The organism is Kitasatospora sp. NPDC058063, assembly GCF_042885395.1.
Lineage (GTDB): Bacteria > Actinomycetota > Actinomycetes > Streptomycetales > Streptomycetaceae > Kitasatospora > Kitasatospora lactacystinica.
The window spans coordinates 219,953-246,445 of sequence record NZ_JBHVSD010000012.1 but is presented as its reverse complement, the minus strand read 5'-3'; the positions used below and the strand labels follow the sequence as shown (position 1 = coordinate 246,445).

Annotated in this window: 23 protein-coding genes, 1 pseudogene and 2 riboswitches; of the genes and pseudogenes, 11 read left to right on the top strand and 13 right to left on the bottom strand. The window is 74.2% G+C overall.

Annotated features, from left to right (window positions below; translation table 11 throughout):
• Positions 1 to 194 precede the first annotated feature (194 nt).
• Positions 195 to 1,559, top strand: coding sequence for a hypothetical protein (locus tag ACFVUY_RS22770; protein WP_387732589.1), 1,365 nt, complete (start codon positions 195 to 197; stop codon positions 1,557 to 1,559).
• On the opposite strand, the gene ACFVUY_RS22765 is transcribed toward ACFVUY_RS22770, so the two are convergent.
• From ACFVUY_RS22765 to ACFVUY_RS22725, 9 genes and pseudogenes are all read right to left on the bottom strand, one after another.
• Positions 1,547 to 2,338 carry an adenosylcobinamide amidohydrolase gene (locus ACFVUY_RS22765; RefSeq protein ID WP_387732528.1) on the bottom strand — a complete coding sequence of 264 codons (792 nt, stop codon included), beginning with the start codon at positions 2,336 to 2,338 and terminating at the stop codon, positions 1,547 to 1,549. The two genes, ACFVUY_RS22770 and ACFVUY_RS22765, sit on opposite strands and share 13 nt — an antisense overlap.
• 423 nt (positions 2,339 to 2,761) lie before the next feature.
• Positions 2,762 to 3,241: a flagellar hook-length control protein FliK gene (locus ACFVUY_RS22760; protein ID WP_387732525.1), complete on the bottom strand. Its 480-nt coding sequence runs from the start codon at positions 3,239 to 3,241 to the stop codon at positions 2,762 to 2,764.
• Between the two features lie 29 nt (positions 3,242 to 3,270).
• Positions 3,271 to 4,347: a prenyltransferase/squalene oxidase repeat-containing protein gene (locus ACFVUY_RS22755; protein WP_387732522.1), complete on the bottom strand. Its 1,077-nt coding sequence runs from the start codon at positions 4,345 to 4,347 to the stop codon at positions 3,271 to 3,273.
• A 96-nt stretch (positions 4,348 to 4,443) separates the two neighbouring features.
• Positions 4,444 to 4,584: riboswitch (cobalamin riboswitch) on the bottom strand.
• A gap of 18 nt (positions 4,585 to 4,602) precedes the next feature.
• Positions 4,603 to 4,995 (bottom strand): annotated as a pseudogene (locus tag ACFVUY_RS22750) (enoyl-CoA hydratase-related protein); the annotation flags it as partial.
• Positions 4,996 to 5,006: 11 nt separating this feature from the next.
• Positions 5,007 to 5,894 carry a 3-hydroxyisobutyrate dehydrogenase gene (gene mmsB, locus ACFVUY_RS22745; protein ID WP_387732519.1) on the bottom strand — a complete coding sequence of 296 codons (888 nt, stop codon included), beginning with the start codon at positions 5,892 to 5,894 and terminating at the stop codon, positions 5,007 to 5,009.
• Positions 5,891 to 6,964 carry an enoyl-CoA hydratase/isomerase family protein gene (locus ACFVUY_RS22740; RefSeq protein WP_387732516.1) on the bottom strand — a complete coding sequence of 358 codons (1,074 nt, stop codon included), beginning with the start codon at positions 6,962 to 6,964 and terminating at the stop codon, positions 5,891 to 5,893. Before ACFVUY_RS22740 ends, mmsB begins: the two co-directional genes overlap by 4 nt.
• Positions 6,964 to 8,112, bottom strand: coding sequence for an acyl-CoA dehydrogenase family protein (locus tag ACFVUY_RS22735; protein WP_387732514.1), 1,149 nt, complete (start codon positions 8,110 to 8,112; stop codon positions 6,964 to 6,966). Before ACFVUY_RS22735 ends, ACFVUY_RS22740 begins: the two co-directional genes overlap by 1 nt.
• Entirely contained in the window at positions 8,109 to 9,608 is a 1,500-nt protein-coding gene (locus ACFVUY_RS22730) for a CoA-acylating methylmalonate-semialdehyde dehydrogenase (protein ID WP_387732512.1), read from the bottom strand. Before ACFVUY_RS22730 ends, ACFVUY_RS22735 begins: the two co-directional genes overlap by 4 nt.
• A 211-nt stretch (positions 9,609 to 9,819) precedes the next feature.
• Positions 9,820 to 10,011: riboswitch (cobalamin riboswitch) on the bottom strand.
• 371 nt (positions 10,012 to 10,382) lie between these two features.
• Positions 10,383 to 11,768 carry a rhodanese-like domain-containing protein gene (locus ACFVUY_RS22725; protein WP_387732510.1) on the bottom strand — a complete coding sequence of 462 codons (1,386 nt, stop codon included), beginning with the start codon at positions 11,766 to 11,768 and terminating at the stop codon, positions 10,383 to 10,385.
• Between the two features lie 343 nt (positions 11,769 to 12,111).
• Between ACFVUY_RS22725 and ACFVUY_RS22720 the strand changes: the two genes are divergently transcribed.
• The 5 genes from ACFVUY_RS22720 (at position 12,112) to ACFVUY_RS22700 (ending at position 18,797) form a co-directional block, all read left to right on the top strand.
• Positions 12,112 to 12,546 (top strand): rhodanese-like domain-containing protein, encoded by a 435-nt coding sequence (locus ACFVUY_RS22720; protein ID WP_387732508.1) that lies wholly within the window; start codon positions 12,112 to 12,114, stop codon positions 12,544 to 12,546.
• Positions 12,543 to 13,292 carry a sulfite exporter TauE/SafE family protein gene (locus tag ACFVUY_RS22715; protein ID WP_387732505.1) on the top strand — a complete coding sequence of 250 codons (750 nt, stop codon included), beginning with the start codon at positions 12,543 to 12,545 and terminating at the stop codon, positions 13,290 to 13,292. The genes ACFVUY_RS22720 and ACFVUY_RS22715 overlap by 4 nt, the downstream gene beginning before the upstream one ends.
• Positions 13,293 to 13,404: 112 nt before the next feature.
• Entirely contained in the window at positions 13,405 to 13,971 is a 567-nt protein-coding gene (locus ACFVUY_RS22710; RefSeq protein WP_387690289.1) for a rhodanese-like domain-containing protein, read from the top strand.
• A gap of 227 nt (positions 13,972 to 14,198) precedes the next feature.
• Positions 14,199 to 16,634, top strand: coding sequence for an RICIN domain-containing protein (locus tag ACFVUY_RS22705; protein WP_387732503.1), 2,436 nt, complete (start codon positions 14,199 to 14,201; stop codon positions 16,632 to 16,634).
• Positions 16,635 to 16,748: 114 nt separating this feature from the next.
• Positions 16,749 to 18,797 carry an alpha-galactosidase gene (locus ACFVUY_RS22700; protein WP_387732501.1) on the top strand — a complete coding sequence of 683 codons (2,049 nt, stop codon included), beginning with the start codon at positions 16,749 to 16,751 and terminating at the stop codon, positions 18,795 to 18,797.
• Positions 18,798 to 18,807: 10 nt separating this feature from the next.
• Here ACFVUY_RS22700 and ACFVUY_RS22695 read toward each other — a convergent pair whose 3' ends face one another.
• Complete coding sequence (locus ACFVUY_RS22695) at positions 18,808 to 19,266, bottom strand: hypothetical protein (protein WP_387732499.1); 459 nt, start codon at positions 19,264 to 19,266, stop codon at positions 18,808 to 18,810.
• Between the two features lie 217 nt (positions 19,267 to 19,483).
• On the opposite strand from ACFVUY_RS22695, the gene sigJ reads away from it, so the two are divergent.
• Positions 19,484 to 20,437 (top strand): RNA polymerase sigma factor SigJ, encoded by a 954-nt coding sequence (gene sigJ, locus ACFVUY_RS22690; RefSeq protein ID WP_387732497.1) that lies wholly within the window; start codon positions 19,484 to 19,486, stop codon positions 20,435 to 20,437.
• Between the two features lie 118 nt (positions 20,438 to 20,555).
• Here sigJ and ACFVUY_RS22685 read toward each other — a convergent pair whose 3' ends face one another.
• Positions 20,556 to 21,815 carry an MFS transporter gene (locus ACFVUY_RS22685; RefSeq protein ID WP_387732495.1) on the bottom strand — a complete coding sequence of 420 codons (1,260 nt, stop codon included), beginning with the start codon at positions 21,813 to 21,815 and terminating at the stop codon, positions 20,556 to 20,558.
• Between the two features lie 54 nt (positions 21,816 to 21,869).
• On the opposite strand from ACFVUY_RS22685, the gene ACFVUY_RS22680 reads away from it, so the two are divergent.
• The 3 genes from ACFVUY_RS22680 to ACFVUY_RS22670 are packed head-to-tail and all read left to right on the top strand — an operon-like array spanning position 21,870 to position 23,779.
• The gene (locus ACFVUY_RS22680; protein WP_387732493.1) at positions 21,870 to 22,613 is read left to right on the top strand and encodes an AraC family transcriptional regulator; all 744 of its coding nucleotides are present in this window, start codon (positions 21,870 to 21,872) and stop codon (positions 22,611 to 22,613) included.
• 36 nt (positions 22,614 to 22,649) lie between these two features.
• Positions 22,650 to 23,393: an SOS response-associated peptidase gene (locus ACFVUY_RS22675; protein WP_387732490.1), complete on the top strand. Its 744-nt coding sequence runs from the start codon at positions 22,650 to 22,652 to the stop codon at positions 23,391 to 23,393.
• 20 nt (positions 23,394 to 23,413) lie between these two features.
• Positions 23,414 to 23,779: a nuclear transport factor 2 family protein gene (locus ACFVUY_RS22670; RefSeq protein ID WP_387732487.1), complete on the top strand. Its 366-nt coding sequence runs from the start codon at positions 23,414 to 23,416 to the stop codon at positions 23,777 to 23,779.
• Between the two features lie 69 nt (positions 23,780 to 23,848).
• Here the strand turns inward: ACFVUY_RS22670 and ACFVUY_RS22665 are convergent, their stop codons facing one another.
• Entirely contained in the window at positions 23,849 to 24,214 is a 366-nt protein-coding gene (locus tag ACFVUY_RS22665) for an iron chaperone (RefSeq protein ID WP_387690272.1), read from the bottom strand.
• Between the two features lie 164 nt (positions 24,215 to 24,378).
• Between ACFVUY_RS22665 and ACFVUY_RS22660 the strand changes: the two genes are divergently transcribed.
• The gene (locus ACFVUY_RS22660) at positions 24,379 to 24,741 is read left to right on the top strand and encodes a S26 family signal peptidase (RefSeq protein WP_387732484.1); all 363 of its coding nucleotides are present in this window, start codon (positions 24,379 to 24,381) and stop codon (positions 24,739 to 24,741) included.
• A gap of 51 nt (positions 24,742 to 24,792) precedes the next feature.
• Here ACFVUY_RS22660 and ACFVUY_RS22655 read toward each other — a convergent pair whose 3' ends face one another.
• Positions 24,793 to 26,472 carry a thiopeptide-type bacteriocin biosynthesis protein gene (locus ACFVUY_RS22655; RefSeq protein WP_387732482.1) on the bottom strand — a complete coding sequence of 560 codons (1,680 nt, stop codon included), beginning with the start codon at positions 26,470 to 26,472 and terminating at the stop codon, positions 24,793 to 24,795.
• Positions 26,473 to 26,493: the final 21 nt, after the last annotated feature.

Sequence of the window (26,493 nt, the reverse complement as noted above, 5' to 3'; positions counted from 1 at the left end):
TCGTGCAGCACCAGCACCAGCCAGCCCACGCGATCCGGGCGGCCGCCGCCCCGTACCGCCGCGCTCCTGGAACGAGTGCGCCGGGACCCGGGGCAGGACCGGCGCGCCCGTCACCCCAAGGAGCCCGTTCCGTGTCCGTTCCCGCGCACTCGCGCTTCGTCCCCTCACGTCTCGCTTCCGCGGCGACCGTCTCGATGGCCGCCGGCGCCCTCCTGATGTCGGCCGTCCCTGCGCACGCCACCGCCTCGCCGAGCCAGATAGCCACCTCCAGAAGCACCGGCGTCACGTACCTCAAGTCCCTCCAGGCCGCCGACGGCAGCTACGTCACCGGCGGCGGGCTCTCCAACGAGTGGGCCTTCGGCGCGCTCGCCGCCGCCGGCACCGCCGCGGCCGATGTCACCCCTGGCGGCGACACGAGCAAGAACGCGCGCCTGGTCTACCGCAACCAGCTCGCCGCGAGCAGCTGGCCGAGCACCTCGCCGGTCGTCACCGACTACGAGCGCGGCATCCTCAACTCCTACGCGGCCGGCATCGACCCCGCGCGGATCGGCCCGGGCCGCAACCTCGTGGCCGACCTCGCCGCCTACTGGCAGACCGCCGAACCCGGCTACTACGGCCCGTCCGCGAACTTCAACGGGACCGTCTTCGGCCTGCTCGCCCTCGGCGGCGCCAAGACCCGGAGCGGCGGACAACGCGTCCCGCAGGCCCTGCTGAACGCCTCGGTCGCGGCCGTGCGCGCCAACCAGCACAACGACGGCGGCTGGAACTACAGCAAGGCCGCCGGGGACCCGACGGCGCTCGCCCAGGGCAGCGACATCGACATGACCGGTGCCGCCATGGCCTCGCTGTGTGCCGGCGGCGTCCCGAACACCGACGCCGCGGTCGTGGCCGCGAAGAACTTCCTCAAGGGCAAGCTCGCCTCCTCCGGCGCCTTCAACGCCATGTTCGGCGTCAACACCGACTCCAACGGCTGGGCCGTGTCCGGTCTCAACGCCTGCGGCATCAACCCCCAGGGCACCGACTTCACCAGCGGTACCGGCAAGACCCCGCTCGACTTCCTCATCGCCCAGCAGTTCAAGCCCGGCGGCGGCTTCAAGTACCTGCCCACCGACACCTCCCCGTCCCCCTACGCCTCCGTCGACGGCCTGCGCGCCGTCGTCGGCGCCGGGTTCACCGCCACCCCGCCGACACCGACCACCTCGGGCGAGCCCGTCTGGGCCGCCACCGGCGACTTCACCGCGGGTACGGCCGCGAAGCTCGCCCTGGTCGTCGACGACGGCACCAGCAACCTCAAGGTCTGCGCCATCACCCTCACCCCCACCGGCACCACCACGACCCTCGGCGACGTCCTCGACGCGGCGGCCACAGCCGTCCCGAGCGGCTGCGTCACCTCCGTCACCCCGTCCACCGGCGGCGGCGCCGTCACCACGCTCAACGGCACCGCCAACAGCGGCTCCTCCACCTGGAAGGTCAGTCTCGACGGCACCGCCTCCACCGCCGCCACCCGGGCCACCACCGTCCACCTCGGCGACACCGTCTCGCTGCGCTACGGCAGCTGATCCACCGACAGGACGAAGCTGCGGCGGCAGTCCTGCATCGGCCGTGCGTGTTCGGGTGCGGGCCCCCGGGCCCGGCGCGCGCGGTCCGTCTCGGCCCCCGCGCGAACGGCCGCGTGGACCGCACGCGCCACCCGTGCGCCCCACAGCGAGCGCGGGCCGCCGAACGGCTCCGGCTCCTCGCCCGCCCCGGTGCGCCGCACCGCGACGCACACCGCGTCGGAGGGCGTTCCGGAGCAGTCGTAGCCGGCGTCCAACAGGGCCTGGACCTTCGCCTCCGTGGCCGTGGCGAGCAGGTTCACCAGGCCCGCGTCGGACACCGCCGCCGGGACGACGACGAGGATGTTGATCGTGCCCGGCACGTATGCGTACGCCGGGGCGGTTTCGGGCTCGGCGGCCCAGATCGGCACGCCGATCCCCGTCGTGACCACCGCCGAGGCCCCGCCGTCGCACGCCCAGGTGAAGTCGTCCACCTGGGCGGCGGTCATCAGCCCCGCCCCGGCGCCCCGCAGCCGCTCCGCGGCAGCCAGCTCCGCCAGGTGCTGCTCCGGGTCCATCCGGCTGTATCCCGGCCTGACCTGTGCGTTCACCACCCACTCCCGTTCGCCGAGGCCACCGCCGAGGACGGCGCTGCCGAGCAGCCGCCAGCCGGGCCCACAGCGCCAGACCAACAGGTGGCGGCATGCCCCCTCCTCCGTGCGGCACGCCCGTTCGATCACCAGGCCGCCGGGCGACCGGCCGGCCTCCGCCGTGCCGTCGGACTTCTGCTGCGGGATCACCACGAGAAACGGTCCACCTTCGAGGGAGCGATCCCCCGGTGTCCGCGGCGGGTACCTCCTCGCCAGGAACGCCTGCGCGCCGACGGTGGCGCCTGGGATCCGTGCAGCCGAGCCTACCGAGCACCGGGACCGCCGCGACGGCGGCTCCCGTGCCCGGTCCGGTGAGTGGCCGGGCGAAGGAGGATCATGGCCTCGGCGGGCGATCGCCCGCCGGCTTCGCGGAGCAGAGGGACGGGTTCCGATCGGTGCTTCCCGATGGATGGCAGGCTGCTACGTGGGTGTGGCGAGCCTGCTGGCGGGGCTGGGCGGGCTGGGCGTGCTGTACGACCACCTCGTCCGGCGCCGGCGGGCACCCCACGCCTGACCCCTGTGCCCCGGCCTCCCTCATCGGGGAGGCCGGGGCGTCGACGTGTACGGGCAGACGGGTCAGGGGGCGGTGATGCCCGGCTGCGCGCCGGCGCCGAAGGACCAGCCCTCGACGTCTCCGGGTGCCGGGTTGTAGCTGCCGGCACCGAGGCTGCTGTACGACCAGGGGCCGCCGTGCTGGGCGTGCCAGTACGACCAGTAGGCGCTGCCGGTGGGGTTGGTGCAGGTCGTCGGCAGGGCGTTGATGGTGCAGACGAAGCCCGGGTAGCGCGGGTGGAAGGCGTACGAGAATCCGGCGCCGGTGAGCGCGGCGAGGCCGCTGGCCGGGTCACCGGGCGCGCACCCGGTCTGGACGCCGCCGCCGACGGCGGTGAAGTCGACCACGACGGTGACTCCGGTGGTCCCGCTGCAAGCGACCGCCTGCGCCTGCGGGGCCTGGACGGCGGAGACGCCGAGCAGTCCGGCGGTGAGGGCGGCGGCCGCGGCGATCGAGCCGAGCGTACGGCGGGCCGGGCGGGCCACCATGAAGGTGTCGGTCATCGGTGAAATCCTCCTGATGTCAGGTGTGTTCAGCGCGTGGCCGGGGTCGGGCAGGCCAGGGTGGGCGCGTCCGGGCGGGCCCCGGCGGCGGAGAGCGTGGCCAGCGGGGTACCCGCGAGGCCGAGGACGGCCTGCGCGGTGGCCCGGGCGCCGTTGCCCGCGTTGAAGCCGGACGCGTCGTAGACGACGGCGCCACGGAGCGCCGGGTCGGCGGCGCAGCCCTGCTGGAACTTCACCAGCCGGCCCCAGCCCTTGAGGCCGGAGCCGAGGCGTCCACCGGAGAGCAGCGCCTGGGTGGCCAGGCCCGTGCTGTTGGCGTTGGAGGTGGTCGACCCGGCGGCCGCGAACCCGCCGTCGGCGTTCTGGTGGGCGGTGAGCCAGCCGAGGCCCGCGTTCGCCTTGGCGGTGCGGCCGGTGGCGGCGAGGGCCTGGGCGGCCAGGGCGGTGGCGTCCGGGTCGCTGGTGCAGGCGGCCTGGCCGAAGGAGACGGGGAAGCCCCCGTCCGCGCACTGGCTGTTGGCGAGGTAGTCCACGGCCGCCGCCGGGGCGTCACCGGGCGTGCGGTGCAGGGCGATCAGGGCCAGCGACTGGCCGAAGGCGTTGCTGTAGTCGCCCCACTGCGAGCGGTCGGAGAAGCGGCCTTCGGCGGTCTGCAGCGAGCGCAGCCGGGCCGGCAGGTCGACTCCGCCGAAGGCCGTCGGGTTCCCGCCGCGCACCTCGACGGCGAGCAGCAGCTTGGCGGTCGCGCCCGCGTAGGCCTCGGTGGTGCCGTCGCCGAGGTAGCCGCCGATGATCTCGGGCTTCGCCAGCCAGGCGGTGGCCTTCGCGGCGGCCTCGTCGGAGCTGTGCGACGCGGCGAAGGCCAGCACGGCATCGATGGTCAGGCCCTGGTCGGGGTAGGCGGTCCCGTTGAAGACGGACTCGAAGTGGTCGCCGTCGACGAGCTGGCGGGCCAGCCAGCCACCCGCGGCGGCGTCGGGACGGACCGTCGGCGACGACGTCGAGGTGGCGGGAGCAGCGTGGGCGGCGGTGGCCGCCGGGAGTGCGGTGGCGAGCGTGAGGGCGGGTATCGCGAGCAGACCGAGGGAGCGGCGAACAGCGGGCATGGGATGCCTTTCCGGGCCTGGGCGCAGGGGCCCGGAAGGCGTCGGCGAGCGCCGAGGGGCCAGCGGGCTCCGGCCCGCAGACCACGACGGGAGGAGGGGTGACACACCTCCGCCGACGGGTACTCGGGCTCGCCGCCGACGCGGGGTCGGCGGCCTACCGTTGCGGGTCAGCGCCGGATTCGAACCGGACTTCCCCCAGCGGCGGAGTCACAACATGACGGCCCATCATGGCGATGCCCGAACAGCGGGTCAAGGGATCCCGGGCCCGGACCCGGATGCCACGCGCGCCGCGGTGTCCGCCGCCACCAGGACGTCGCACATCATCGCCAACTCGCAACCGCCGCCCAGCGCGTAGCCCGCGACGGCCGCCACCACGGGCTTGCGCAGGGCGGCGAAGCGGTCCCAGGCGGCGAACCAGTCGCCGAGGTAGGCGTCGACGAACTCGAGGGACTGCATCTCCTTGATGTCCGCGCCGGCCGCGAAGGCCTTCTCCGAACCGGTGACCACCAGACAGCCGATCTCCGGGGCGCGGTCGAAGGTGGCCGCGGCCGCGACCACCTCGTTCATCAGCTGGGTGTTCAGCGCGTCGAGCGCCTTCGGGCGGTCGAGCGTGATCAGCCCGACCCGGCCCTTGCGTTCGACCAGGATCGTCTCCTACGTCATGCGGTGTCCTTCCCGAGGGTGGTGATGATCGCCGAGAAGTCCAGGCCCGAGCCTTCGGACGACGCGAAGTCCGCGTACAACTGCGCTGCCTTGCGCCCGAGTTCCGTGGGCAGGCCCGCGGCTTCGGCCGCGCCGGCGGCCAGTCCGAGGTCCTTGGCCATCAGGGCGGCGGCGAACCCGGCGGCGTAGTCGCGGTTGGCCGGGCTGGCCGGCACCGGCCCGGGGACGGGACAGTTGCTGGTGAGCGCCCAGCACTGCCCGGAGGCGGTGGAGGCCACGTCGAACAACGCCTGGTGGCTGAGCCCGAGGCTCTCGCCGAGCACGAAGGCCTCGCTGACCGCGATCATCGAGATGCCGAGGATCATGTTGTTGCAGACCTTCGCCGCCTGGCCGGCACCGGCCGCGCCGCAGTGCACCACCTTGCGCCCCATGACCGCCAACACGGGCTTGACCGCGGCGAATTCGGCCTCTTCGGCGCCGACCATGAAGGTCAGGCTCGCAGCCGTCGCGCCGACCACCCCACCGGAGACCGGCGCGTCCACCGCGCGCTGCCCGGCACGTACGGCCAGGTCGTGCGCCTCCCTGGCGTCGGCGACGTCGATCGTGGAGCAGTCCACGAAGAGGGTGCCCGGACGGGCTGACGGCAGCAGCTCCGCGTAGGCGGCCAGGACGTGGCGGCCGGCCGGCAGCATGCTGATGACGACGTCGGCCTGTCGGGCCGCCGCGGCGGCGGAGGCCGCCGGGCGGACGCCGGCCGTCTCCGCTTGCCGCAGCGCCTCCGGCGCGAGGTCGTAGCCGGTCACCTGATGTCCGGCCTCGACGAGGTTGGCGGCCATCGGGCCGCCCATGTTGCCCAGTCCGATGAATCCGATGGTGAGGGTCACCAGCGCTCCAGGGGGGTTGTGGTGGCAAGGCCGAGTTCGCGCTCGCCGAGCGGGGCGAAGTAGCGGGCCACGGTGGCGGGTTCGACGGCGCTCAGCGTCGCCGGACGCCATCGTGGCGAACGGTCCTTGTCGATCACCTGGGCCCGGATGCCCTCGGCGAGGTCCGGCGTGGCGAGCGCCGCGCAGGAGGTGCGGTACTCCTGGTCGAGGACGGCCTCCAGCGGGCCGAGTGCCCGGGCCCGGCGCAGCGCGGCGAGCGTCGCCTTCACGGCGGTCGGGGAGTTGGCGGCGATCCGGTCGACGGCCTTCTTCGCCTCGGGTTCGCCGCTCTCCCGCAGCCGGTCCAGGATCTCCTCCACGGTTCCGGCCGCGTAGCAGCTGTCGATCCACCCGCGTCGGTCGGCCAGCGCACCGGTCGGCGCGGGCTCGACGTTCCGTTCGAGGGCGTCGTGGACGGGCAGTTCGGCCAGGTCGTCCAGCAGGGCGGGCAGTCGTTCAGCGGGGACGAAGTGGTCGGCGAGCCCGCACAGCAGGGCGTCGGCGGCACCGACGGAACCCGCGGTGAGGGCGAGGTGGGTGCCGAGCTCCCCGGGGGCGAGGGCGAGCAGGTAGGTGCCGCCGACGTCGGGGACGAAGCCGATGCCGGCCTCCGGGAGGGCGACGCGCGTGCTCTCGGTGACGATCCGGACGCTGCCGTGGGCGGAGACGCCGACCCCGCCGCCCATCACGATGCCGCTCATGAGCGCGACGTAGGGCTTGGGGTAGCGGGCGATCCGGGCGTTGAGGCGGTACTCGTCTCGCCAGAACTCCTCGACGGCGCCCGGATCGCCGCCGGTGGCGGCGCGGTGGATGGCGACGATGTCGCCGCCCGCGCAGAAGGCCCGCTCGCCGGCGCCCGTGACGACGACGGTGTCGACCCGGTCGTCGCCCTCCCAGGCGTCCAGGGCTTCGGAGATCGTCCGCACCATGCCGTGGGTGAGGGCGTTCAGCGCAGCGGGGCGGTTGAGGACGATCAGTCCGGCCCGTCCCTCGCGCTGGAGGATGACCTCGTCGAGGTCGGTCCCGGCCATCACGCGGCTCCGGTCAGGCCGCGGGCGACGATGACGCGCATGATCTCGTTGGTCCCTTCCAGGATCTGGTGCACCCGCAGGTCGCGGACGATCTTCTCGATGCCGAACTCGGCCAGGTAGCCGTAGCCACCGTGCAGTTGGAGGGCCTGGTTGGCCACCTCGAAGCCGGTGTCGGTGGCGTAGCGCTTGGCCATGGCGCACAACTGCGGCGCCCGGGGGTCGCCCCGGTCCAGCGCCGCGGCGGCTCTCCACAGCAGCGCCCGGGCGGCCTCCAACTCCGTGGCCATGTCGGCGAGTCGGAACTGCAGGGCCTGGGCGTGCAGCAGCCTGGCGCCGAACGCCTCGCGATCCGCCAGGTGGCGGGTGGCCCGCTCCAGCGCGTGTTGTGCGCCGCCCAGGGAGCAGGCGGCGATGCCGAGCCGGCCGCCGTTCAGCCCGTTCATCGCGATCCGGAAGCCCTCGCCCTCCGCGCCGAGGAGGCGGTCGGCGGGCAACCGGACCCCGTCCAGCAGTACCTGGCGGGTCGGCTGGGCGTTCCAGCCCATCTTCTTCTCGTCGGGCCCGAAGGCGACCCCCGGGTCGTCGCGCTCGACGACGAACGCGGAGATCCCGTCCGGCCCGGGGGCACCGGTCCGGGCCAGCACCACGTACACCTGCGAGGCTCCCGCGCCGGAGATGAACTGCTTGACGCCGTCCAGCACCCAGTGGTCGCCGTCGCGCACGGCCCGGGTGGCGATCGCGGCCGCGTCGGAGCCGGCACCGGGCTCGGTCAGGCAGTAGCTGCCCAGGTGCTCGGCCGTGCAGAGCGCGGACAGCCAGCGAGCGCGCTGCGCGTGCGTGCCGTAGCGGTCGAGCATCCAGGCGACCATGTTGTGGATGGACAGGTAGGCGGCGATGGACGGGCAGCCGGTGGCGAGTGCCTCGAAGGCCACCACGCCGTCCAGCCGGGAGAGTTCGGAGCCGCCCGCGCCCTCCCGGACGTACACACCGGCCAGACCCAGGTCGGCTGCCTTGCGCAGCACGTCCACCGGGAAGTGCTTGGCCTGGTCCCACTCCACGGCGTGCGGCGCGAGGTACTCCTCGGCGAAGGCCCGGGTGGTCCGGGCGATGGCGCGCTGGTCCTCGGTGAGGTCGTGCATCGCGCTCATCCCATCGTCGGCATGGTGAAGCTCGCGCCCTCCTTGACCCCGGAGGGCCAGCGCGAGGTGACGGTGCGGGTGCGGGTGTAGAAGCGGATCGCGTCCGGCCCGTGCTGGTTGAGGTCCCCGAAGCCGGAGCGCTTCCAGCCGCCGAAGGTGTGGTACGCGATCGGCACCGGGATCGGCACGTTGACCCCGACCATGCCGGTGTTCACCCGGCGGGCGAAGTCCCGGGCGGTGTCGCCGTCCCGGGTGTAGATGGCCACGCCGTTGCCGAACTCGTGCTCACTGGGCAGCCGCAGCGCCTCCTCGTAGTCGGCGGCACGCACCACGGTCAGCACCGGGCCGAAGATCTCCTCCCGGTAGATCCGCATGCCGGGCGTGACCCGGTCGAAGAGGGTGGCGCCCAGGAAGTAGCCGTCCTCGTGCCCCTCCAGGCGGAAGTCCCGTCCGTCCACGACGAGTTCGGCGCCCTCCTCGACCCCGAGGTCCAGGTAGCCGCGGACCCGGTCCAGCGCGTCACGGCCCACCAGCGGGCCGAAGTCCGCCGCCGGGTCGTCCGAGCGTCCGACCTTGAGCGCGCCGATCCGCTCGACCAGCTTCGCCACCAGGGCGTCCGCGGTCTCCTCCCCCACCGGGACGGCCACCGAGATCGCCATGCACCGCTCGCCGGCCGATCCGTACCCGGCGCCGACCAGCGCGTCGGCCGCCTGGTCGAGGTCGGCGTCCGGCATCACGATCATGTGGTTCTTGGCGCCGCCGAAGCACTGCGCCCGCTTCCCGTGCGCGGCGGCGGTGGCGTACACGTACTGGGCGACCGGTGTGGAGCCGACGAAGCCGAGGGCCTGCACCCGCGGGTCCTCCAGCAGGGTGTCCACGGCCTCCTTGCCGCCGTTGACCACGTTGAGCACGCCCGGCGGCAGCCCGGCCTCCAGGAACAGCTCGGCCAGCCGCAGCGGCACCGAGGGATCGCGCTCCGAGGGCTTGAGCACGAAGGCGTTTCCGCAGGCCAGCGCAGGCGCGGCCTTCCAGAGCGGGATCATCGCCGGGAAGTTGAACGGCGTGATGCCCGCGACCACGCCGAGCGGCTGGCGCATCGAGTAGACGTCGATGCCGGTGCCCGCGTTGTCGCTGAACTCGCCCTTCAGCAGGTGCGGGATCCCGGCGGCGAACTCCACGACCTCCAGCCCGCGTTGGAGGTCGCCGTGGGCGTCGGCCACGGTCTTGCCGTGCTCGGCGGAGAGCAGCCGGGCCAGTTCCTCCTTCTCCTGCTCGACCAGCTGGAGGAAGCGCAGCAGGACGCGGGCCCGCCGCTGCGGGTTCCAGGCGGCCCACGCGGGCTGGGCCTGCGCGGCGTCGGCGATCACCGCCTCGACCTCGGCGCGGCTCGCCAGGGGCACCCGGGCCTGCACCCGGCCGGTGTTGGGGTCGTACACGTCGCCGAAGCGACCGGAGGTGCCGACAGTGGGCTTTCCGGCGATGAAGTGGGTCAGTTCTCGGACCATCGGTTCCTTCTCTCGACAGGGGTGGGGAGAGGAGGAATGGAGGCCGCCGCCGACGGTCGGGCGCACGGTGATGCGGCCCCGCAACGTCACGGTGGCGGTGGCATGACGTACCGTCAGAGCAGGTGGGCTCCGACAGCCGTCGGCACAGGACAGCCAGGAGCAGCGGAACGGGAGCAGCCCGGAGTCATGCGTGTCGTCTCCATCCTCGTGGAAAACACGGATCACCCGCGGCCGGTATCCTGACTCCCGGATCACCGCACGCCCTCAGGCCTTCCCGGCTGGCTGCCAGTGGCCGTCATCTGCGAGGACGGACTCCCCGGTCACAGTGGCGGGACCGTGCCGGACTCACACCGGCTTCCCTGACACCGCGGACCTGTCATCGACCATATAGTTGGACGTCCTAGTAAGTCCAGGGATTCGTGCTCGCGTCGCACCATCGGGATCTCGCCACGCCGAGCTCTCCCCGGCCTCGTTCCGGAGCCTGGCGCCCAGGACCCGAAGCAGACCGGCCTGCAAACGGGGCCTGGGCGAGTGCCATCCCGATCTACTGCAACAGCTCGTCCGAGCCGGCAGCCCGCAACACCCGATGCTCGCTGCTGAAGCAGACGTGCGACGAGGGGGATGCCGGCACTTCCCCGGGCCGGACCATCGGCACCAGCACGGTCGCGACGCTCGCCGGACTCCAGGACCGGGATCGTGTCCTGAAGTCCCGTGGCGGGCGCGGCTTCGGGAGCACTCCGGGACCCCGACGGGGGTGGCCCGGGGCAGCTGGGTTCAGACCTGGGCGGGGTGGGTGAGGGTGTGCCAGGCGGCGTAGCCGCCGAGGAGGTCGGAGACCTCGGTGTGGCCGTGGTGGCGCAGCAGGCTGGCGGCGATGGAGGAGCGGTGGCCGCTGGCGCAGTGGACGACGAGGGGGCGGTCGGTGGGGATCTCGTCGAGGCGGCCGGGGAGTTCGGTCAGGGGGATGTGCAGGGATTCTTCGATGGAGCCGGTTTCGCGCTCGCCGCAGGTGCGCACGTCCAGGACGGTGGGGGGCTGCTCGTCGGCGAGGGCGGTGCGGAGCCGGTCGGCGGTGAGGCGGCCGGCGGGGGTGACCTCGTCGGCGAGGGCGGGCAGGGCGTTGCCGGGGTTGCGCAGGTAGCCGGCGATGTGGTCGAAGCCGATGCGGGCGAGGCGGGTGATGACCTCGCCCTCGCGGTCCTGCGGGGCGATGATCGCGATGCTGCTGTCGGGGGTGAGGACGGTGCCGGCCTGTTCGGCGAAGCGGCCGTCGACGGGGACGTTGATGGCGCCGCGGATGTGTCCCGCGCCGAACTCCTGGGGGCTGCGGGCGTCGAGGACGACGGCGCCTGCGGAACGGGCCTCCTTGAAGCCTTCGGGGCACAGGGGGCGGGCTGCGTTCGTGGGATCCAGCAGCGGGCGGTCCTGCCGGTTGAGGGCGGCGTCGTGGCCGAAGTAGGCGGGGGCGGTGGACTGGCCGGCGGTGACGATGCGGACGAAGGTGTCCTGGTCCATGGGCCGGCAGGCGTAGTTGGTCAGTCGCTGCGCCCCGATGGTGGACTGGCGGTCGGCGGAGAGGTTCTTGCCGCAGGCCGAGCCGGCACCGTGGGCGGGGAAGACGAGGGTCTCGTCGGGCAGGCCCATCAGCTTGTGGTGGACGCTGTCGTAGAGCATCGCGCCGAGTTCCTCGGCGGTGACGCCGGCCGAGGCGAGCAGGTCGGGGCGGCCGACATCGCCGATGAACAGCGCGTCGCCGGTGAGCACACCGTACGGGACGGTGTCGTCGGGCTGCTCGAAGACCAGGATGCTGATCGACTCGGGCGTGTGGCCGGGGGTTTCGAGGACCTGGACGGTGACGTCGCCGAGTTCGATCCGTTCGCCGTCGGTGAGCTTGCGAATCGGGTACTCGGTCTCGGCGCGGTGGCCGTAGCCGATCCAGGCGCCGGTGCGGGCGGCGAGTTCGAGGTGGCCGGCCAGGAAGTCGGCGTGGAAGTGGGTGTTGATGACGCCGACGACGGTCAGGCCACGCGCCATGGCGTCGGCGAGGTACTCGTCGACGTCCCGGCGGGGGTCGACGATCACGGCCTGGCCGGTGCGTTCGTCGGCGATCAGGTAGGAGGCCTGGGAGAGGCAGTCGAGGTAGTACTGGCTGAAGATCACGGGGTTGTCTCCTCCGGGTCGGGCCTTGGCCTTCTCCTGGTTGGCGAAGCCGGATTCCTGGGCGCCACAGCGCCATCGTGATACCCCCCTCGGTATATTTCCGAGCATACGGCTTCGGGAGCCGATACGGGCGGGGGTATGTCCGAACGATTTCGATAATACCCCCGGGGGTACTATGGTGAAGCCATCGAGGGGGTCGGCCACCGCCGCCGAGCCGATACGGGCGGGGCCGAGGACGCACCGGCCACGCCGCCGTACCGGGCCATCGGGCCCGTACGGACGCCCGCGCCGCCCCCGACCCGCCGGACCACTGCGGTCCGGTCTGCACCACTGGAGACACCGCATGCCTTTGCTGCCGCACGCCCACGGGGCCGCTCCCCACGAAGACCGCGCCCACGAAGACCGCGCCCACGAAGACCGCGCCCGCGGACACCGCACCCCCGGGCGGACCACCCCCACCGAGGCCCACGAACTCGCCCGCACCGGCGCCGCCGTGCTGCTCGACGTCCGGGAGGCCGCCGAGTTCACCGCCGGGCACGCCCCCGGCGCGCTGCACCAGCCGCTGATCGGCCTGGTCGCCGGTGTCCCGCTGCCGCCCGCGGCGGCCGGCCGGACCGTGCTGGCGATCTGCCGCTCCGGCCACCGCTCCCAGCGCGCCGCGGAGCTGCTCGCCCAGCGCGGCGTCGAGGTGCTGAACGTGGCCGGCGGCATGAACGCCTGGGCCCTGTCCGGGCTCCCGGTCACCACGCCCGACGGAAGCGCCGGGCACGTGATATGACCACGCTGCTCCTGGCACTCGCCGCCGGTGCGGTGGTCGGTCTCGCCCTGGGCGGGCTGGGCGGCGGCGGCAGCATGCTCGCCGTCCCCGCCCTGGTCTACCTGCTGGGCTTCAGCCCCGCACTGGCCACGACCGCCAGCCTGGTGATCGTCGCCGCGACCTCGCTGACCGGCCTGATCGCCCACGCCCGGGCGGGCCGGGTCCGCTGGCGCACCGGCGCCCTGTTCGCCGCCGCCGGACTGCCCCTCGCCGCGGCCACCGGGGCGCTGTCCGCCCACCTGCCGGGTGCGCTGCTGACCGGCGCCTTCGCGGTACTGGCGGCGCTCGCGGCCTTCCGGATGCTGAGGCCACCCAAGGCCGAAGCGGCGGAACGTTCCGCCGCAGGACTCGGCCGCTCCACGGCCGCCGGCGCCGGGCTCGGCGCCGTCACCGGACTGCTCGGCGTCGGCGGCGGCTTCCTCGCCGTACCGGCCCTGGTCTCGGTGCTCGCCTTCACCATGGCCGAGGCGGTCGGCACCAGCCTGCTGGTCATCACCGCCAACTCGCTCGCCGCCCTGCTGCCCCGCCTGGGCGCGACCGGCGCGATCGACTGGGCTGTGGCCGCCCCCTTCACCGGGGCCGCGATCCTCGGCGCCTGGGACGGCAAGCGGCTGGCCGACAAGCTCAGCGGGAGCACCCTGCGGAAGGCCTTCGCCGTCGCCCTGCTCGCCGTCGCCGCGCTGATGCTGATCACCACGCTGGCCTGATTCACCACGCCGGGCCGATCAGCACACCGCGCCAACGCGGCGGGCCGACGCCCAGCCCCCCGATCCCCCATCCCCCAGCCACACCCCCTTCCCGAGAGGACCCCGCATCCCCATGACCACGCCGCTGACCGTCGAGCAGTTCCAGCCCCGCCTCGGGCAGCTCACCCTCATCGACGTCCGCTCCCCCGGCGAGTACGCCGCGGGCCACATCCCCGGCGCCTTGAACGTCCCGCTCGACCAGCTGGACCGCGCCCTGCCCACGCTGCGCGAGGCCGCCGCGCACGGCGAGATCGCCGTCGTCTGCGCCGCCGGGCCGCGCGCCGACAACGCGTGCCGCCAGCTGTCCGACGCCGGCATCCCGACCCTCACCCTGACCGGCGGCACCAACGCCTGGGCCGACGCCGGCCGGCCGCTGGACCAGGTGGCCGGCGCCCGCCGGGTGTGGGCACTGGACCGCCAGGTCCGCCTGGTGGCCGGCTCGCTGGTGCTGGCCGGGGTGCTGATCGACCTCGCCCTGCCGGGCGCCCGCTGGGTCTCCGCGGCCGTCGGCGGCGGGCTGGCCTTCTCCGCGCTGACCAACACCTGCGCGATGGGATCGATGCTCTCCAAGCTCCCGTACAACCGGCCCCGCCCCGGCACGCCGAGCCTGGACGAGACGCTCGCCACGCTGAAGCGCTGAACCCCGCCCCAGGACGTGAAGGCTCCCGCCCACCCCCGTCGGGCGGGAGCCTTCACCATTCGTCCCGGTCACCTCCCGGAAGCCGTTACCGCACATCCCGTTGACGCGACCGAAACAACCATGTGAAATGTCACCCATCACATGCGATGCATCATAGCTCGGCTTTCCCACCCGATTTGAACGTTCCAACGCCCTCACCCCACCGACCGACCGGAGGTAGCTCCGCCATGCCGCCCCGCCCCCGCGCCTTACCCACCGGTCTCGCCCTCCTGACCGTCCTCACCGCCCAGGCCCTCGGCGCCGCCCCGGCCCCGGCCGCCGCCGGAGCACCGCTCGTCGACGGCGGCAGCTACCAGCTCGGCTCCGCGCTGGACGGCTCCTGCCTCGGCCCCCAGTACGCCCAGCCCGCCCCCGGCACCCCGGTGCTCGGCGCGGCCTGCGGACGCCTGCTCAGCCAGCGCTGGCAGCTGCGCCGCACGGGCGGCGACTACCTCCTGGTCAACGCCGCCAGCGGCCGCTGCCTCACCCTCGGCGGCCCGGACCGCCGCCCCGCCACCGCCGACTGCGGCTCCGCCCCCGAGGCCGAGCGCTTCACGGTCTCCCGTGCTCCGCAGGGCACCTACACCCTCACCGTCCGCGGCACCGGCGCCTGCCTGACCGCCGACCCGGCCCCGGTGAGCCACCACTGCGACCACCGCCCCGCCCACCGCTGGACGCTCACCCGCACCGAGCCGCTGGTCCTCGCCGACCCCGGCTTCGAGCAGAGCAGCGGAAGCGGCGGCCCGTCCACGGCCGCCCCCGCCGCCGACAGCTCGGCCACCGGCGGGTCGGCGACGGCCGCCGGCTGGACCTTCACCGCCCACACCGGCACCGCCACCAACAACCCGCACGGCGGCAGCCGCCTCGCCTACCTCGACGCCGGCCCCGGCTACACGGTGAGCCAGCAGGTCACCGCCGTCACCGCGGGCACCTACGACCTGTCCGCCTGGATCGCGACGGGCGGCGCCGGCGGCAGCCTCTCGGTGAGCGTCAACGGCACCCCCGTGCGCTCCCTGCCGCTGCCCGAGCAGTCCACCTACGCGAAGTACACCCTCCCCCGGGTGCGGGTCGCCGCCGGCGACCGGCTCACCCTCGCCATCGGCTCCTCCCCGACGGGCTGGGTCAACGTGGACGACGCCGCCGTCGCTCCGTCCGCCCCCAACGACCCGGTGATCAGCTCCTCCGACCCCGAGGTCGTCGCCCTCTTCGACTGGGCCAAGACCAAGGCCAACAGCTGGGTGCAGCAGCCCGGCGCCACCGGCGTGCTCGACCAGGACGAGAACCACCCCGGCGGCACCGGCACCACCACCTACGACGCCTCCTACTGGGCCGGCTACCCGTTCCGCTCCGCCTTCTACAGCCGTGACTTCGCCCACCAGCTGGTCGGCGCCCACCTGCTCGGGCTGGACGCCGAGAACAAGACCATGCTGCGCGGATTCGCGGCCTCCGCCACCGAGGTCAACCGGCTCTACCCGGTCTGGGCGCTCAACTTCGACGCCCGCAGCTACGCGGCCATCGACTACCGCGGCCCGGACCGCTTCGTCCGCGAGTTGCCCGCGCCGTTCGAACTCGTCCAGCAGGCGGGCGAGGCCTTCCGCTGGACCGGCGACCGGGACTACGCCCAGGACCCGGGCCTGGGCCGCTACGTCCGCAACACCCTCGGCCCGTTCATCGCCGCCCGCCCCGGCCCGGTCGACAACGGCGGGGTGCCGATCCCGCAGGCCACCAGCCGCAGCATCTTCGCCGGCACCGCGAGCTACGCCGAGAACGCCACCCGCACCTACGCCGAGGCGGGCGACGCGGTCGGCGCCCAGTACCAGGCCTACCTCGCCGCCGCGACGCTGGCCGAGGCCCGGGGCGACGGCGCCTCCGCCGCCGGCTACCGGAAGGCCGCCGACCAGCTGCACACGTACGTCAACTCCACCTGGAGCGTGGACGGTTCGCAGCCCGGCGAGGTCGTCCACGGCTACGACACCACCGGCAAGCCGATCACCGGCTGGGGCTACGAGGCGAGCGTGCTGATGCCGGTCAAGCGGCTGCTCGACCCGGGCCCGCGCCGGGACGGCTTCCTCGCCGCCGTCGACGCCGCCGACTCCGGCCCGGAGCGCTCGGCCAACCTGGAGGCCTACACCTACCTCCCGGACGCCTTCTTCGCCAACCACGACGGCACCACCGCCTGGAAGTGGATGCGGCACATCTACGAGAGCACCGGCGAGCCGCACGTGAGCGGCGCGATGCTCAACGGCGACTACCCCGAGGTCCCGTTCACCCTGCTCGCCCAGACCGTCCAGGGCCTGCTCGGCGTCACCCCGGACGCCGCCGGCCACGCGCTCACCACCGCCCCACAGCTGCCCTCCTCGATGGGCTGGCTCCAGGTCGCGGGCATCCCGGTGGGCGCCGGCACGGTGACCGTCCGCCACGACGGCGCACAGCGCAGCACCGTCACCAACACCGGTACCGAGCGGCTGACCTGGGAGGCCCGCTTCCCCGGGCAGCACGCCCGCGTCACCGTCGACGGCGCACCGCGCGAGGCCCGCACCACGACCGTCGACGGCGTGACCTACACCTCCACCACCGTGACCCTCGCCCCCGGCCGCTCCGCGACCGCGACCGTCACCGACTGACCCCCACACCGCACCACCCGCGGCCGGCCGGCCCCACCCGGCCGGCCGCGGTCCCCTCTCCCCCCACGAGTCTTCCCGACCAACCGGTCCCCCCACATCCTCAGGAGTGCGCACATGCGCCGAACCCGCCGCCGTCTCGCGGCATCCCTCCTGTCCCTCGCCCTCGCCACCGCCGGCCTGGGAGCCGTCGGCCTCGGCACGGCCGCCCCGGCCGCCGCGCTCGGCAACGGCAACGCCCTGACCCCGCCCATGGGCTGGAACTCCTGGAACTCCCTCGGCACCGAGGTCACCCAGGAGCAGGTCGTCCAGACCATCGACTTCATGGCCGCCAACGGCCTGGTGGCGGCCGGGTACGACACCGTCACCATCGACGACGGCTGGTCGCTCTGGCACCGCGACGGCCAGAGCACCGACCTGGTCCGCAACGCCGACGGCGGCATGCAGCTCTACGACAACGCCGGGAACCCGGTCAGCGGCACCGACGGCACCGGCAACGACCCCACCTCCGGCCACCTGATCCCCCGCCCCGACCACTTCCCCGCGCAGACCGTGGACGGGCGCAGCATCAACGGCATCGAGTACCTGGCCCGCTACGCGCACGGCAAGGGCATGAAGTTCGGCCTCTACGCCACCGACACCTACCTCACCTGCCAGATGCACCCCGGCAGCCTCGGCCACGAGTCCACCGACGCGGCCGACTTCGTCTCCTGGGGCGTCGACTTCGTCAAGTACGACGACTGCCCGTACGGCCCGCAGATCGTCGGCCCGGACGGTCACAACTACTACACCCAGGGCGAGGGCAAGGAGCTGACCCGCTCGGTCTACGCCCGGGTGCAGACCTTCCAGCGCGCCCTGGACGCCGCCTCCGCCGCCCAGGGCAGGCCCAAGGTCACCCTCAGCGTCTCCGCCCAGCCCGCCCACACCGGCGTCCCGTACCTGCTCGCCGCCGACGACCCGGCCCGCACCGACCCGGTGGTCCAGGCCGCCGGGACGGCCCCGTTCCACGCCCCCGGCTACGCGCCCACCGGCGTCTGGTGCGGCCAGGTCGCCAACCTCTGCCGGATCGGCGGCGACCGGGACAGCGAGCTCGACGGGGTGCTCTGGAACGGGCAGCTGCAGACCGCGCTGCAGTACCCGGGCAACGTCCGCCCGGGCAGCTGGAACGACCTGGACATGATGTTCACCGGCTGGCAGGACGTCTACGGCCTGTGGGGCACCACCGACACCTGCGTCTGCCACAAGCCCTTCACCGACGACGAGTCCCGCACCGAGACCTCGATCCTCGCGATGCTCGCCGCGCCGCTGATCTCCGGCGCCGACCTGCGCACCGCCGCGCAGTCCGGGCACAGCGACGGCGGCTACACCTGGTCCACCGGGATCGACGGCGCGAGCCTGGCGATCCTGAAGAACCGCGAGGTGATCGCGATCGACCAGGACGGCCTCACCAAGCCCGCCACCCTGGTCGGCGCCAGGCCGGCCGACGGGCGCGCGCCGGTGGTCCTCAAGCGGCAGCTCGCCAACGGCGACACCGCCGTGCTGCTGGTCAACCAGGACCCGTCGGCCGGCCGCACTGTCTCCACCAGTCTCACCGAACTCGGCCTCGGCGGCTCCGGCTATCGGGCCAAGGAGCTGTGGACGGGCGCGAGTTCGACCGTCACCGGGCCGATCGGCGCCTCGCTCCCGGCGCACGGCGCGGCCCTCTACCGGCTCACCCCGGCGTCGACGGGCGGGCCGTCGGGCGTCGTCGACGACGGGAAGTACCACACGCTGACCAGCGGCGGCCTCGCGCTCTCGCTGCTCGGCTCCTGCACCGCGCCGATCGCCTCGATCACCGACCTGGAGCCCGCGCGCCCCGGTGACGCGGCGCAGCAGTGGACCTTCACCACCAACCCCGACGGCACCGTCCGGATCACCGACAACTGCGCCACCGCCACCCACCGGCACACCGTGCTCTCCGCCGGGAGCTCGGCCGGCAACAGCGCCTACCTGCTCGACCTGTCGCCCGGCAACCCCTGGCAGGAGTGGAAACTGACGCAGGGCCCGGCCGGCGTCACCGTCACCAACGTCGCCACCGGCCTCGCCCTCGACGCGGGCGCCGGCACCGCCGGCACCCCCGTCACCACCCGCCCGGCCGCCGGCCAGAGCTGGACCGTCGCCTCCTGAGCCGAGCGCGTCACGAGGACCCGGGGCCGGCCGTCCGCACGGAGCGGGCGGCCGGCATCCGGACCAGCACGGCCACGCTCAGGCCGAAGATCAGCACACCCAGCGGGACGTGGACCGACGGCACGTGCGCGATGCCGAGGACGACCTGCGCCGAGGCCAGCACCAGGAAGCCCGACGCGTACAGGATCGGGCGGGGCGAGCCGCCGCCCAGCCGCCAGGCCAGGACGGCGGCGAGCACGTACAGCATCGAGGCCCCGTACATCACCCGCGCGCCGATGCCGTGCAGCAGTTCGCCGTAGGAGGTGGAGAGCAGGAGGCCGGCCGAGACCGCCTGGAGGAGGACGGTCGCGGTCTGGAGCGCGACGGAGACCCGCAGGAAGGCCCGGGTGCGCTGTGCCACCGCCGTTCCCGACACCGTCCCCGTCGGCGCCGTCCCCGTCGACGCCCTCGCCGTGGTGTGGATGGCCATGTCGTGTTCCCCTCTTCTGCCTCGCGGCGGTTGATCGATAGTGTCCCGGTGATCCGACGACACAGGCCGGCGAAGTGTGAGGCGGGGTCCGTCCCGCGGCGGACATCGCAGGCCGGCTCGTGGTCGGGTCGCAGCGGCGAGAACGGCAGGAGCCGCGAGCGCGGCGAGCGCGGCGAGCGCGCCGGCGGACGAGACGAGGCAGGGAGCGGCCCCGACCATGAACACCCCGTCCGAGCCCGGGCAGGAGCGGCCCGTACCGGAGCTGAGCGTGATCGTCGGCGAGCGGCGGCAGCTGATCAACCTCGCCTACCGGCTGCTCGGTTCGCTGGCCGAGGCCGAGGACGCGGTGCAGGAGACGTACGCCCGCTGGTACGCGCTGCCCCGCCGGCAGCAGGAGGCCATCGCCTCGCCGGGCGCCTGGCTGACCACGGTGGCCACCCGGGTCTGCCTGGACCTGCTCGGATCGGCGCGGGCCCGGCGGGAGCGGTACGTGGGCGAGTGGATCCCCGAGCCGCTGCCCGACCGCAGCGAGTGGATCGGCGGGCCGGCCGGCGGCGGCGGACCGGCCGACCCGGCGGACTGGGTGACCCTGGACGAGTCGGTGAGCATGGCCTTCCTGGTCGTGCTGGAGGCGATGACCCCGGCCGAGCGGGTGGCGTTCATCCTCCACGACGTCTTCCGCTACCCCTTCCCCGAGGTCGCCGGGATCGTCGGCCGGACCCCGGCGGCCTGCCGGCAGCTGGCCGCCTCCGCCCGCCGACGGATCAGGGCCGCGCAGGCCCCGACGACGCCGACGGGCGCGCAGGCCGGTCTGGTGCGGCACTTCAAGCAGGCCTGGGAGGCCCGGGACATCACGGCCCTGATCGCCCTGCTCGCCCCGGACGCCACGATGACCGCCGACGGCGGCGGCCTGGCCGGCGCCGCCCTGCGCCCGGTCCGGGGCGGCGAGCGGATCGCCCAGTACCTGGTCCACCTCGCCGACCGGGCCCCCGGGCTCACACTCCTCGAACGGACCGTCAACGGCCGCCCCGGCCTGGTGGCCCGGCACGGCGGCCGCACCGCGACGGTGGCGGCGTTCGAGCTCGCGGACGGCCGGATCACCCGCATCTGGGCGGTCCGCAACCCGGAGAAGCTGCGCCCGTGGACGGAGGACGACCCGCGCGAGGGCTGAGACCCCGCCCTGCTGCTCCTCCACCACCTCCGCCCCCGGGCACTCCCGCGCCGGGTCGATGCAACGCGCGGCCGGCAGGTCCAGCCGTTCGACGCCTGTGCGGAGGTGGGCCCGGCGGTCACCGCCCGACCGGTGCCTCCCGCGTCGCCGCCGGCCCGGACCCGGCTGACTCGGGCAGCACCGGCTCGGGCAGCACCGGCTCCGGCAGCGTCCGGAACAGCGCCCAGCTCAGCACCGGCATCAGCACCAGCGGCAGCAGCGCCGTACGCAGCGAGGTCGCGTCCGCGAGGGCGCCGATCACCGGGCTCGCCAGGCCGCCGATGCTGACCGTCAGCCCGAGGGTGATCCCGCTCGCCGTGCCGATCCGCGACGGCAGGTAGTCCTGCCCCAGGGTGACCTGCAGCGAGAACGGCACGTACAGCCCCGCCGAGGTCAGCGCCACGAACAGGTACAGCGCCGGGCCCGGCACCAGCAGCACCCCGGCCACCGCGACCGCCGCCACCAGGTACGACCAGCGGGACACCGCGACCCGCCCCCACCGGTCCGCCAGCGCGCCGCCCAGCACCGAACCCACCGCACCGCCCGCGTACAGCACCACCAGCGCCGCGGTACCCGCCGCCGGACCGCCGCCGAGGCGCTGGGTGGCGAACAGGGAGAGGAAGGTGCTCAGCCCGACGAAGGCGATCGAGCGGCAGACCACCGCGAGCGACAGCCTCAGGAACGCCGCCCGGTTGTCGGCTGCCGGAGCCGGGGGCTGCGCCACCCCGGCCGCCCGGCGCCGCTCCAGCTCGCGCAGCACCGGCAGGCAGAGCGCGGCGCCCGCGAGCGCGGGCAGGGCCAGCAGCGGGGTCAGCCGCAGGCCGCCCGTCCCGACCACCGCGGCGACCAGCAGCGGGGCGGCCGCGAAGCCCAGGTTGCCGCCCAGCGAGAACCAGGCCATCCCCCGGTGGACGCCCGGCCCGCCCGGCGCCGCGGACGCTCCCTGCGTCCCCGGCGCCCGCTGCGCCGCCAGCCGGGCCACCCGGGCCGACTCCGGATGGTAGGCCGCCACCCCGACCCCGGACAGCGCCACGAAGAACAGTGTCAGCCCGTACGAGCCGCTCACCCCGCTGAGCGCGATGCCGGCGCCGCCCAGCAGCGTGCTGACCGGCAGCAGCCAGGGCAGCGGCCGACGGTCGGTGAGCGCCCCGAACAGCGGCTGCGCCACCGAGGAGAGCAGCGAGGCGGCGAGCACCACCCCGGACACCGCGGCGTAGCCGTAGTGGCGTTCGGCGACGAGGAAGGGCACCAGGGCCGCCACCGCACCCTGGTAGACGTCCACACAGGAGTGCCCGACGGAGAGCAGCAGGATCGACCTGTGGTCGGAGTTCTTCGGCATGCCGCCAGCCTCGGGCCTCCACCCGCCGTCGGACTTCCGATAATCTGCCATCCGATGCCGAGAATCCGCCATGAGCCCGTCGCGTCGACCGAGGCCCGGCTGCTGCCCCCAGGCGGCGCCATCGACGCGCACCGGCACGACGACCACCAGATCGCCTACGCCGCCCGCGGCGTGCTGAGCATCACCACCGACGCCGGCTCCTGGGTCGCCCCCGGCAACCGCGCGCTGTGGATCCCGGCCGGCACCGTCCACGCCCACCGGGCCCACGGCGAACTCGAACTCCACCTGATCGGCCTGCCCGCCGCCGACAACCCGCTCGGCCTCGACCGCCCGACCGTCCTCGCCGTCGGCCCGCTGCTGCGCGAACTGATCGTCGCCCACACCCGCGGTCCCGCACAGGACACCCCCGAATGCGCCCGGCTGCGCGCCGTCCTGCTCGACCAGTTGCGCGCCTCCCCCCAGCAGCCGCTGCACCTGCCCACCCCCGCAGCACCGGTGCTGCGGGCCCTGTGCGCACTGCTGGAGGCCGACCCGGCCGACGGCCGCACCCTCGCCGAACTCGGCCGCACCGTCGGCGCCGGCGACCGCACCCTGTCCCGGCTGTTCCGCGCCGACCTCGGCATGACCTTCCCCCAGTGGCGCACCCAACTGCGGCTGCACCACGCCCTGGTCCTGCTCGCCGAGGGACTGCCGGTCACCGCCGTCGCGCACCGCTGCGGCTGGGCCTCGGCCAGCGCCTTCATCGACGTGTTCCGCCGCGCCTTCGGCCACACCCCGGGCGCGCGGGCGCCCCGTTGAACGCCGTTGTCCGTGGGACGTGGGAGGCTGGGGAGCATGTGCGGCCGCTTCGTCTCCACCACCACGCCCCAGGACCTCGTCTCACTGCTCGGAGAGCTCCGGTGGGACCCTGCCGAGACCTTCGCACCGAGCTGGAACGTCGCCCCGACCGACCCGGTCCCGGCCGTCCTGGAACGCGTCGACCGGGACACCGGCGAGGTGCTGCGCCAACTGCGGCCGCTGCGCTGGGGATTGGTCCCGTCCTGGTCCAAGGACCCGTCCGGCGGCGCCCGCATGATCAACGCCCGCTCGGAGACCGTCGACACCAAGCCCGCCTTCCGCAAGGCCTTCACCGCCCGCCGCTGCGTCATCCCCGCCGACGGCTACTTCGAATGGCGCGAGGTCCCCGCCACCGCCGACCGCAAGAAGTACAAGCAGCCGTACTTCCTCAGCACCGGCAACGTGATGCTGATGGCCGGCCTCTACGAGTTCTGGCGCGACGCGACCCGCCCCGAGGACGACCCGCTCGCCTGGCTGGCCACCGCCACCGTCATCACCACCGACGCCACCGACTCCGCCGGCCGCGTCCACGACCGGATGCCCCTCACCATCGCCCCCGACGACCTCCCCACCTGGCTCTCCCCCGCCCACACCGACCACGCCGAGCTCCACCACCTGCTGCGCCGCCCCGCCGACGGCGACCTGCGCGTCCGCGCCGTCCCCACCACCGTCAACAGTGTCCGCAACAACGGCCCGCAACTGCTGGACCCGGCCGACGACCCGCTGGGACTGGCCGACTGAAGCAGAACCAGGGAGATCGCATGAACCGCACCCCCGCGAGCATCGTCGAGGCCGCGTTCCGCTGCTACCGGTCACAGGACCGGGACGCGGCCGTGCCGCTGTACGCCGAGGACTTCACGTTCACCAGCCCCCAGGACGACCGCATCGACAAGGAGGCCTTCTTCCGCCGGTGCTTCCCCACCGCCGACCGGTTCACGGAGCAGCGGCTGCTGCGGGTGACGCCCGCCGGCGAGGAACTCGTCTTCGCCTACTACGAGTACGAGCTGACCACCGGCGACCGCTACCGCAACGTCGAGGCGATCACGGTCCGGGACGGGCTGATCCGGGAGGTGCAGGTCTTCTTCGGCGGCCGGCAGCCGTCGCCGGGCCCGCCCGCGGCACCGTGAACCGGCCTCCCCGGATCGTTCCGCCTCGCCGACCCGTCCCGGGCGGCACCCCGGCGCCCGGCGGCGGCGTCAGCAGATCCTGCCGGGCCGGGCCGCGGTGGCCCTGAGCAGATCCCGCAGCAGGCCGAAGTCGACGTTCTCCGGCCTGCGGAACCGCAGGCAGCCCTTGCCCATGTCCTGCCCGGCCAGCCGTTCCTCGAACGCCTCACGGACGTCACCGCGCATGAGGTAGAAGGAGATGTACTGCTTCTGGCTGGCGAACGCGATCTCCGCGGCACCGTCCCGCTCGTACGCGGGCATCCCGTACGCCATGACCTCGTCGAAACCCACCAGTTCCTCCCGGCACAGCTGACGCAACTCGGCCAGCACGGCCCTGCGTCCCTCGGGAACCCCGGTCAGATAGCCGTCGACGTCGCTCGCCCTGCTCTGCACCATTCCATGAGGCTATGCCGGATATGGAACCCGCATCAACATGTCAAGCTCCTCCTCGTGCCGCACCGCGGGAATCCGCCGGGGAGTTTCGGGCGGGCCGGGAGGCCGGGGGGCCGGGGAGCGAAAACCTGTTGGGCCCGCGCGGGCGGATCTGCCACGCTCGGCGGATGGGTGCATTGGATGGGGTGGCGGCCAGGGTCGCCGGCGGAGCCACCGTCGAGTTCAGGCCGAGCGGTTCGTCGATGGTCCCGCTGATCCGCAGTCGGCAGCTGGTGGCCGTCGCCCCGGTCGACCCGTCCAAGCTGGAGCTCGGCGACATCGTTCTCGCCCGGGTCGCCGGAACCGTGTACCTGCACCTGGTGTCGGCCCTCGATCCGGCCAGGCGGCGCGTGCAGATCAGCAACAACCGGGGCCGCATCAACGGCTGGACCGGCCACGACCGGGTCTTCGGCATCTGCGTCGCCGTCGAGGGCACGCCCCGGGCCGGGGCGGCGGACAAGACCCCGGCGGCCTCCCCCGCCCGGCCCTGAGGCACACGGGACCGCCTCGGTCCGGCGGCGTGTCTGACAATTCGCGTCGGATCAGGGTGCGGCAGTCCCCGGCCGGCCGAGCGGGAGCAGGTACTGGATCGGCTCGCCAAGGTCGTCCAGGCCGAGGAGTTCGTGGGCGAGGTCGTCCTGGAGGCCGCCGAGGGGGGTGGTGCCGAGGCCGAAGGCGGCGGAGGTCAGGAGCAGGTTCTGGGCCAGGTGTCCGGCTTCCAGGACGCCGAGGCGCAGGGCGCGCAGACCGTAGCGGCGGCGCAGCCGGGCGAGGTCGAGGTACACGGCGAGGACGGCGGGGGCCCGGTCGACGCCGATGGCGTCCGGGTCCTCGGCCGGGCGGGAGAGGTAGGAGGAGAGCGCCTTGAGGTCGTCGAGGGCGGGGGCCGGGCCGATCGGGCGCAGGCTGCGGTGTTCGGGGAGGCAGTGGTAGGTGCCGGCGGGCAGGCCGTCGACGGCGAGGGCGAGCAGGCGCAGCCGGACGGTGTGCAGGGCGCCCGCGCTGGGGTACGGGCGGTGGCCGGCGTCGGGGTCGGGGGCGAAGGCGGACCAGAGCAGTCCGCCGAGGGCGCCGGCGGTGAGCGGGCCGGTCAGCGGGCCGCGGGTGGAGCGGCGGGTGCGCAGGGCGTCGGCGAGGGTGACGGGCGGCAGCGGGTCGGCGGGCAGCGGGAGGTCGCCGGGTCGGGGGCTCGGGGCCGGGTGGTGCGGCAGGTCGCGCAGGGCGGTGTCCTCGCCGCGGCCGATCTGGAACTTGCTGCGCTCCAGGTACTGGTGGTCGGGGGCGTGGTGGTCGGCGGGGAAGAAGGTGAACGGCTGTCCGGTCTCCAGCAGGGTGCGGGCGGCGAGGCGGCAGACCGCCCGTTCCTCGTCGGGGCCGACGCCGAGCCGGTTGAACAGCATGTGCAGCTGGGAGGCCCAGATCCACTCCAGGCGATCCTCGGCCTCGGCGGCCTCTGCGGGCGCGGGGTGGGCGGCGGCCACGGCGGGAGCAGCGGACACGGCGGCCCGCATCCGGGCGGCGGCCTCGGCGACCCGCGCCGCCCAGTCCCCCAGCCAGGGCGTGGCCGTGCCGGCGTCCAGTGCCGCGCGCAGCTCCCGGGCGCGGCGGGCCAGCGTCTCCCGCTGGCGGGCGAACACGGTGTTGACCCGGGTGTGCACGGCGGCGCCCGGCAGCGGCCGGAACTCGGTGACCCAGCGCCAGGCGGCGGCGTGGCGGCGCAGCCAGCGGGAGGCGGCGAGTTCGTCGTGGCCGAGCGCGTACGCGGTGGTGTGGGCGAGGTCGAGGGCGAGTTGCAGCCGCTTCTCGGGGGCCGCGCCGAGGGCGTGCAGGGCGCCGACGGCGGCGCGGGTGGAGTGGGTGAACACCTCTTCGGCGATCGGCAGCAGGTCCGCGCCGCCGTAGCGCTCGGTCTCGGGCTCGTACGGGACCTCCGTCACGGTGCCGTGCCCGTCCGCGAACGGGCCGTCGGGCGCGGTGCGCCGGGTGGCGAGGCGGGTGAGGTCGGCGGCGAGGGAGGCGGGCGCCGGGCCCGGGCCGCGGTGGCGGATGCGCAGGTGGGGGCCGCCCTCGCCGTAGCGGATGAAGAACCAGTCGGTGCCGGCGAGCCCGTCCATCAGCGGGGCGAGGTCCTCGGTGAGGAAGGCGTCGGCCTCGCGGGCGGGCAGCGGCAGCGCGAGGTGCAGGCTGTGCCAGGCGGTGGCCGGCAGCGCGTGGGTGGTCATCGCGTGCTCTCCGGTGGGCTG

What these genes read in the sequence shown, in the direction of transcription:
- ACFVUY_RS22770 (WP_387732589.1), top strand. Translation starts at nt 195, where the DNA reads ATGGCCGCCGGCGCCCTCCTGATGTCGGCCGTCCCTGCGCACGCCACC.
- ACFVUY_RS22760 (WP_387732525.1), bottom strand. Translation starts at nt 3,241, where the DNA reads ATGACCGACACCTTCATGGTGGCCCGCCCGGCCCGCCGTACGCTCGGC.
- ACFVUY_RS22755 (WP_387732522.1), bottom strand. Translation starts at nt 4,347, where the DNA reads ATGCCCGCTGTTCGCCGCTCCCTCGGTCTGCTCGCGATACCCGCCCTC.
- ACFVUY_RS22740 (WP_387732516.1), bottom strand. Translation starts at nt 6,964, where the DNA reads ATGGCCGGGACCGACCTCGACGAGGTCATCCTCCAGCGCGAGGGACGG.
- ACFVUY_RS22735 (WP_387732514.1), bottom strand. Translation starts at nt 8,112, where the DNA reads ATGAGCGCGATGCACGACCTCACCGAGGACCAGCGCGCCATCGCCCGG.
- ACFVUY_RS22730 (WP_387732512.1), bottom strand. Translation starts at nt 9,608, where the DNA reads ATGGTCCGAGAACTGACCCACTTCATCGCCGGAAAGCCCACTGTCGGC.
- ACFVUY_RS22720 (WP_387732508.1), top strand. Translation starts at nt 12,112, where the DNA reads ATGCCTTTGCTGCCGCACGCCCACGGGGCCGCTCCCCACGAAGACCGC.
- ACFVUY_RS22715 (WP_387732505.1), top strand. Translation starts at nt 12,543, where the DNA reads ATGACCACGCTGCTCCTGGCACTCGCCGCCGGTGCGGTGGTCGGTCTC.
- ACFVUY_RS22710 (WP_387690289.1), top strand. Translation starts at nt 13,405, where the DNA reads ATGACCACGCCGCTGACCGTCGAGCAGTTCCAGCCCCGCCTCGGGCAG.
- ACFVUY_RS22705 (WP_387732503.1), top strand. Translation starts at nt 14,199, where the DNA reads ATGCCGCCCCGCCCCCGCGCCTTACCCACCGGTCTCGCCCTCCTGACC.
- ACFVUY_RS22700 (WP_387732501.1), top strand. Translation starts at nt 16,749, where the DNA reads ATGCGCCGAACCCGCCGCCGTCTCGCGGCATCCCTCCTGTCCCTCGCC.
- ACFVUY_RS22695 (WP_387732499.1), bottom strand. Translation starts at nt 19,266, where the DNA reads ATGGCCATCCACACCACGGCGAGGGCGTCGACGGGGACGGCGCCGACG.
- sigJ (WP_387732497.1), top strand. Translation starts at nt 19,484, where the DNA reads ATGAACACCCCGTCCGAGCCCGGGCAGGAGCGGCCCGTACCGGAGCTG.
- ACFVUY_RS22685 (WP_387732495.1), bottom strand. Translation starts at nt 21,815, where the DNA reads ATGCCGAAGAACTCCGACCACAGGTCGATCCTGCTGCTCTCCGTCGGG.
- ACFVUY_RS22680 (WP_387732493.1), top strand. Translation starts at nt 21,870, where the DNA reads ATGCCGAGAATCCGCCATGAGCCCGTCGCGTCGACCGAGGCCCGGCTG.
- ACFVUY_RS22675 (WP_387732490.1), top strand. Translation starts at nt 22,650, where the DNA reads ATGTGCGGCCGCTTCGTCTCCACCACCACGCCCCAGGACCTCGTCTCA.
- ACFVUY_RS22670 (WP_387732487.1), top strand. Translation starts at nt 23,414, where the DNA reads ATGAACCGCACCCCCGCGAGCATCGTCGAGGCCGCGTTCCGCTGCTAC.
- ACFVUY_RS22665 (WP_387690272.1), bottom strand. Translation starts at nt 24,214, where the DNA reads ATGGTGCAGAGCAGGGCGAGCGACGTCGACGGCTATCTGACCGGGGTT.
- ACFVUY_RS22660 (WP_387732484.1), top strand. Translation starts at nt 24,379, where the DNA reads ATGGGTGCATTGGATGGGGTGGCGGCCAGGGTCGCCGGCGGAGCCACC.
- ACFVUY_RS22655 (WP_387732482.1), bottom strand. Translation starts at nt 26,472, where the DNA reads ATGACCACCCACGCGCTGCCGGCCACCGCCTGGCACAGCCTGCACCTC.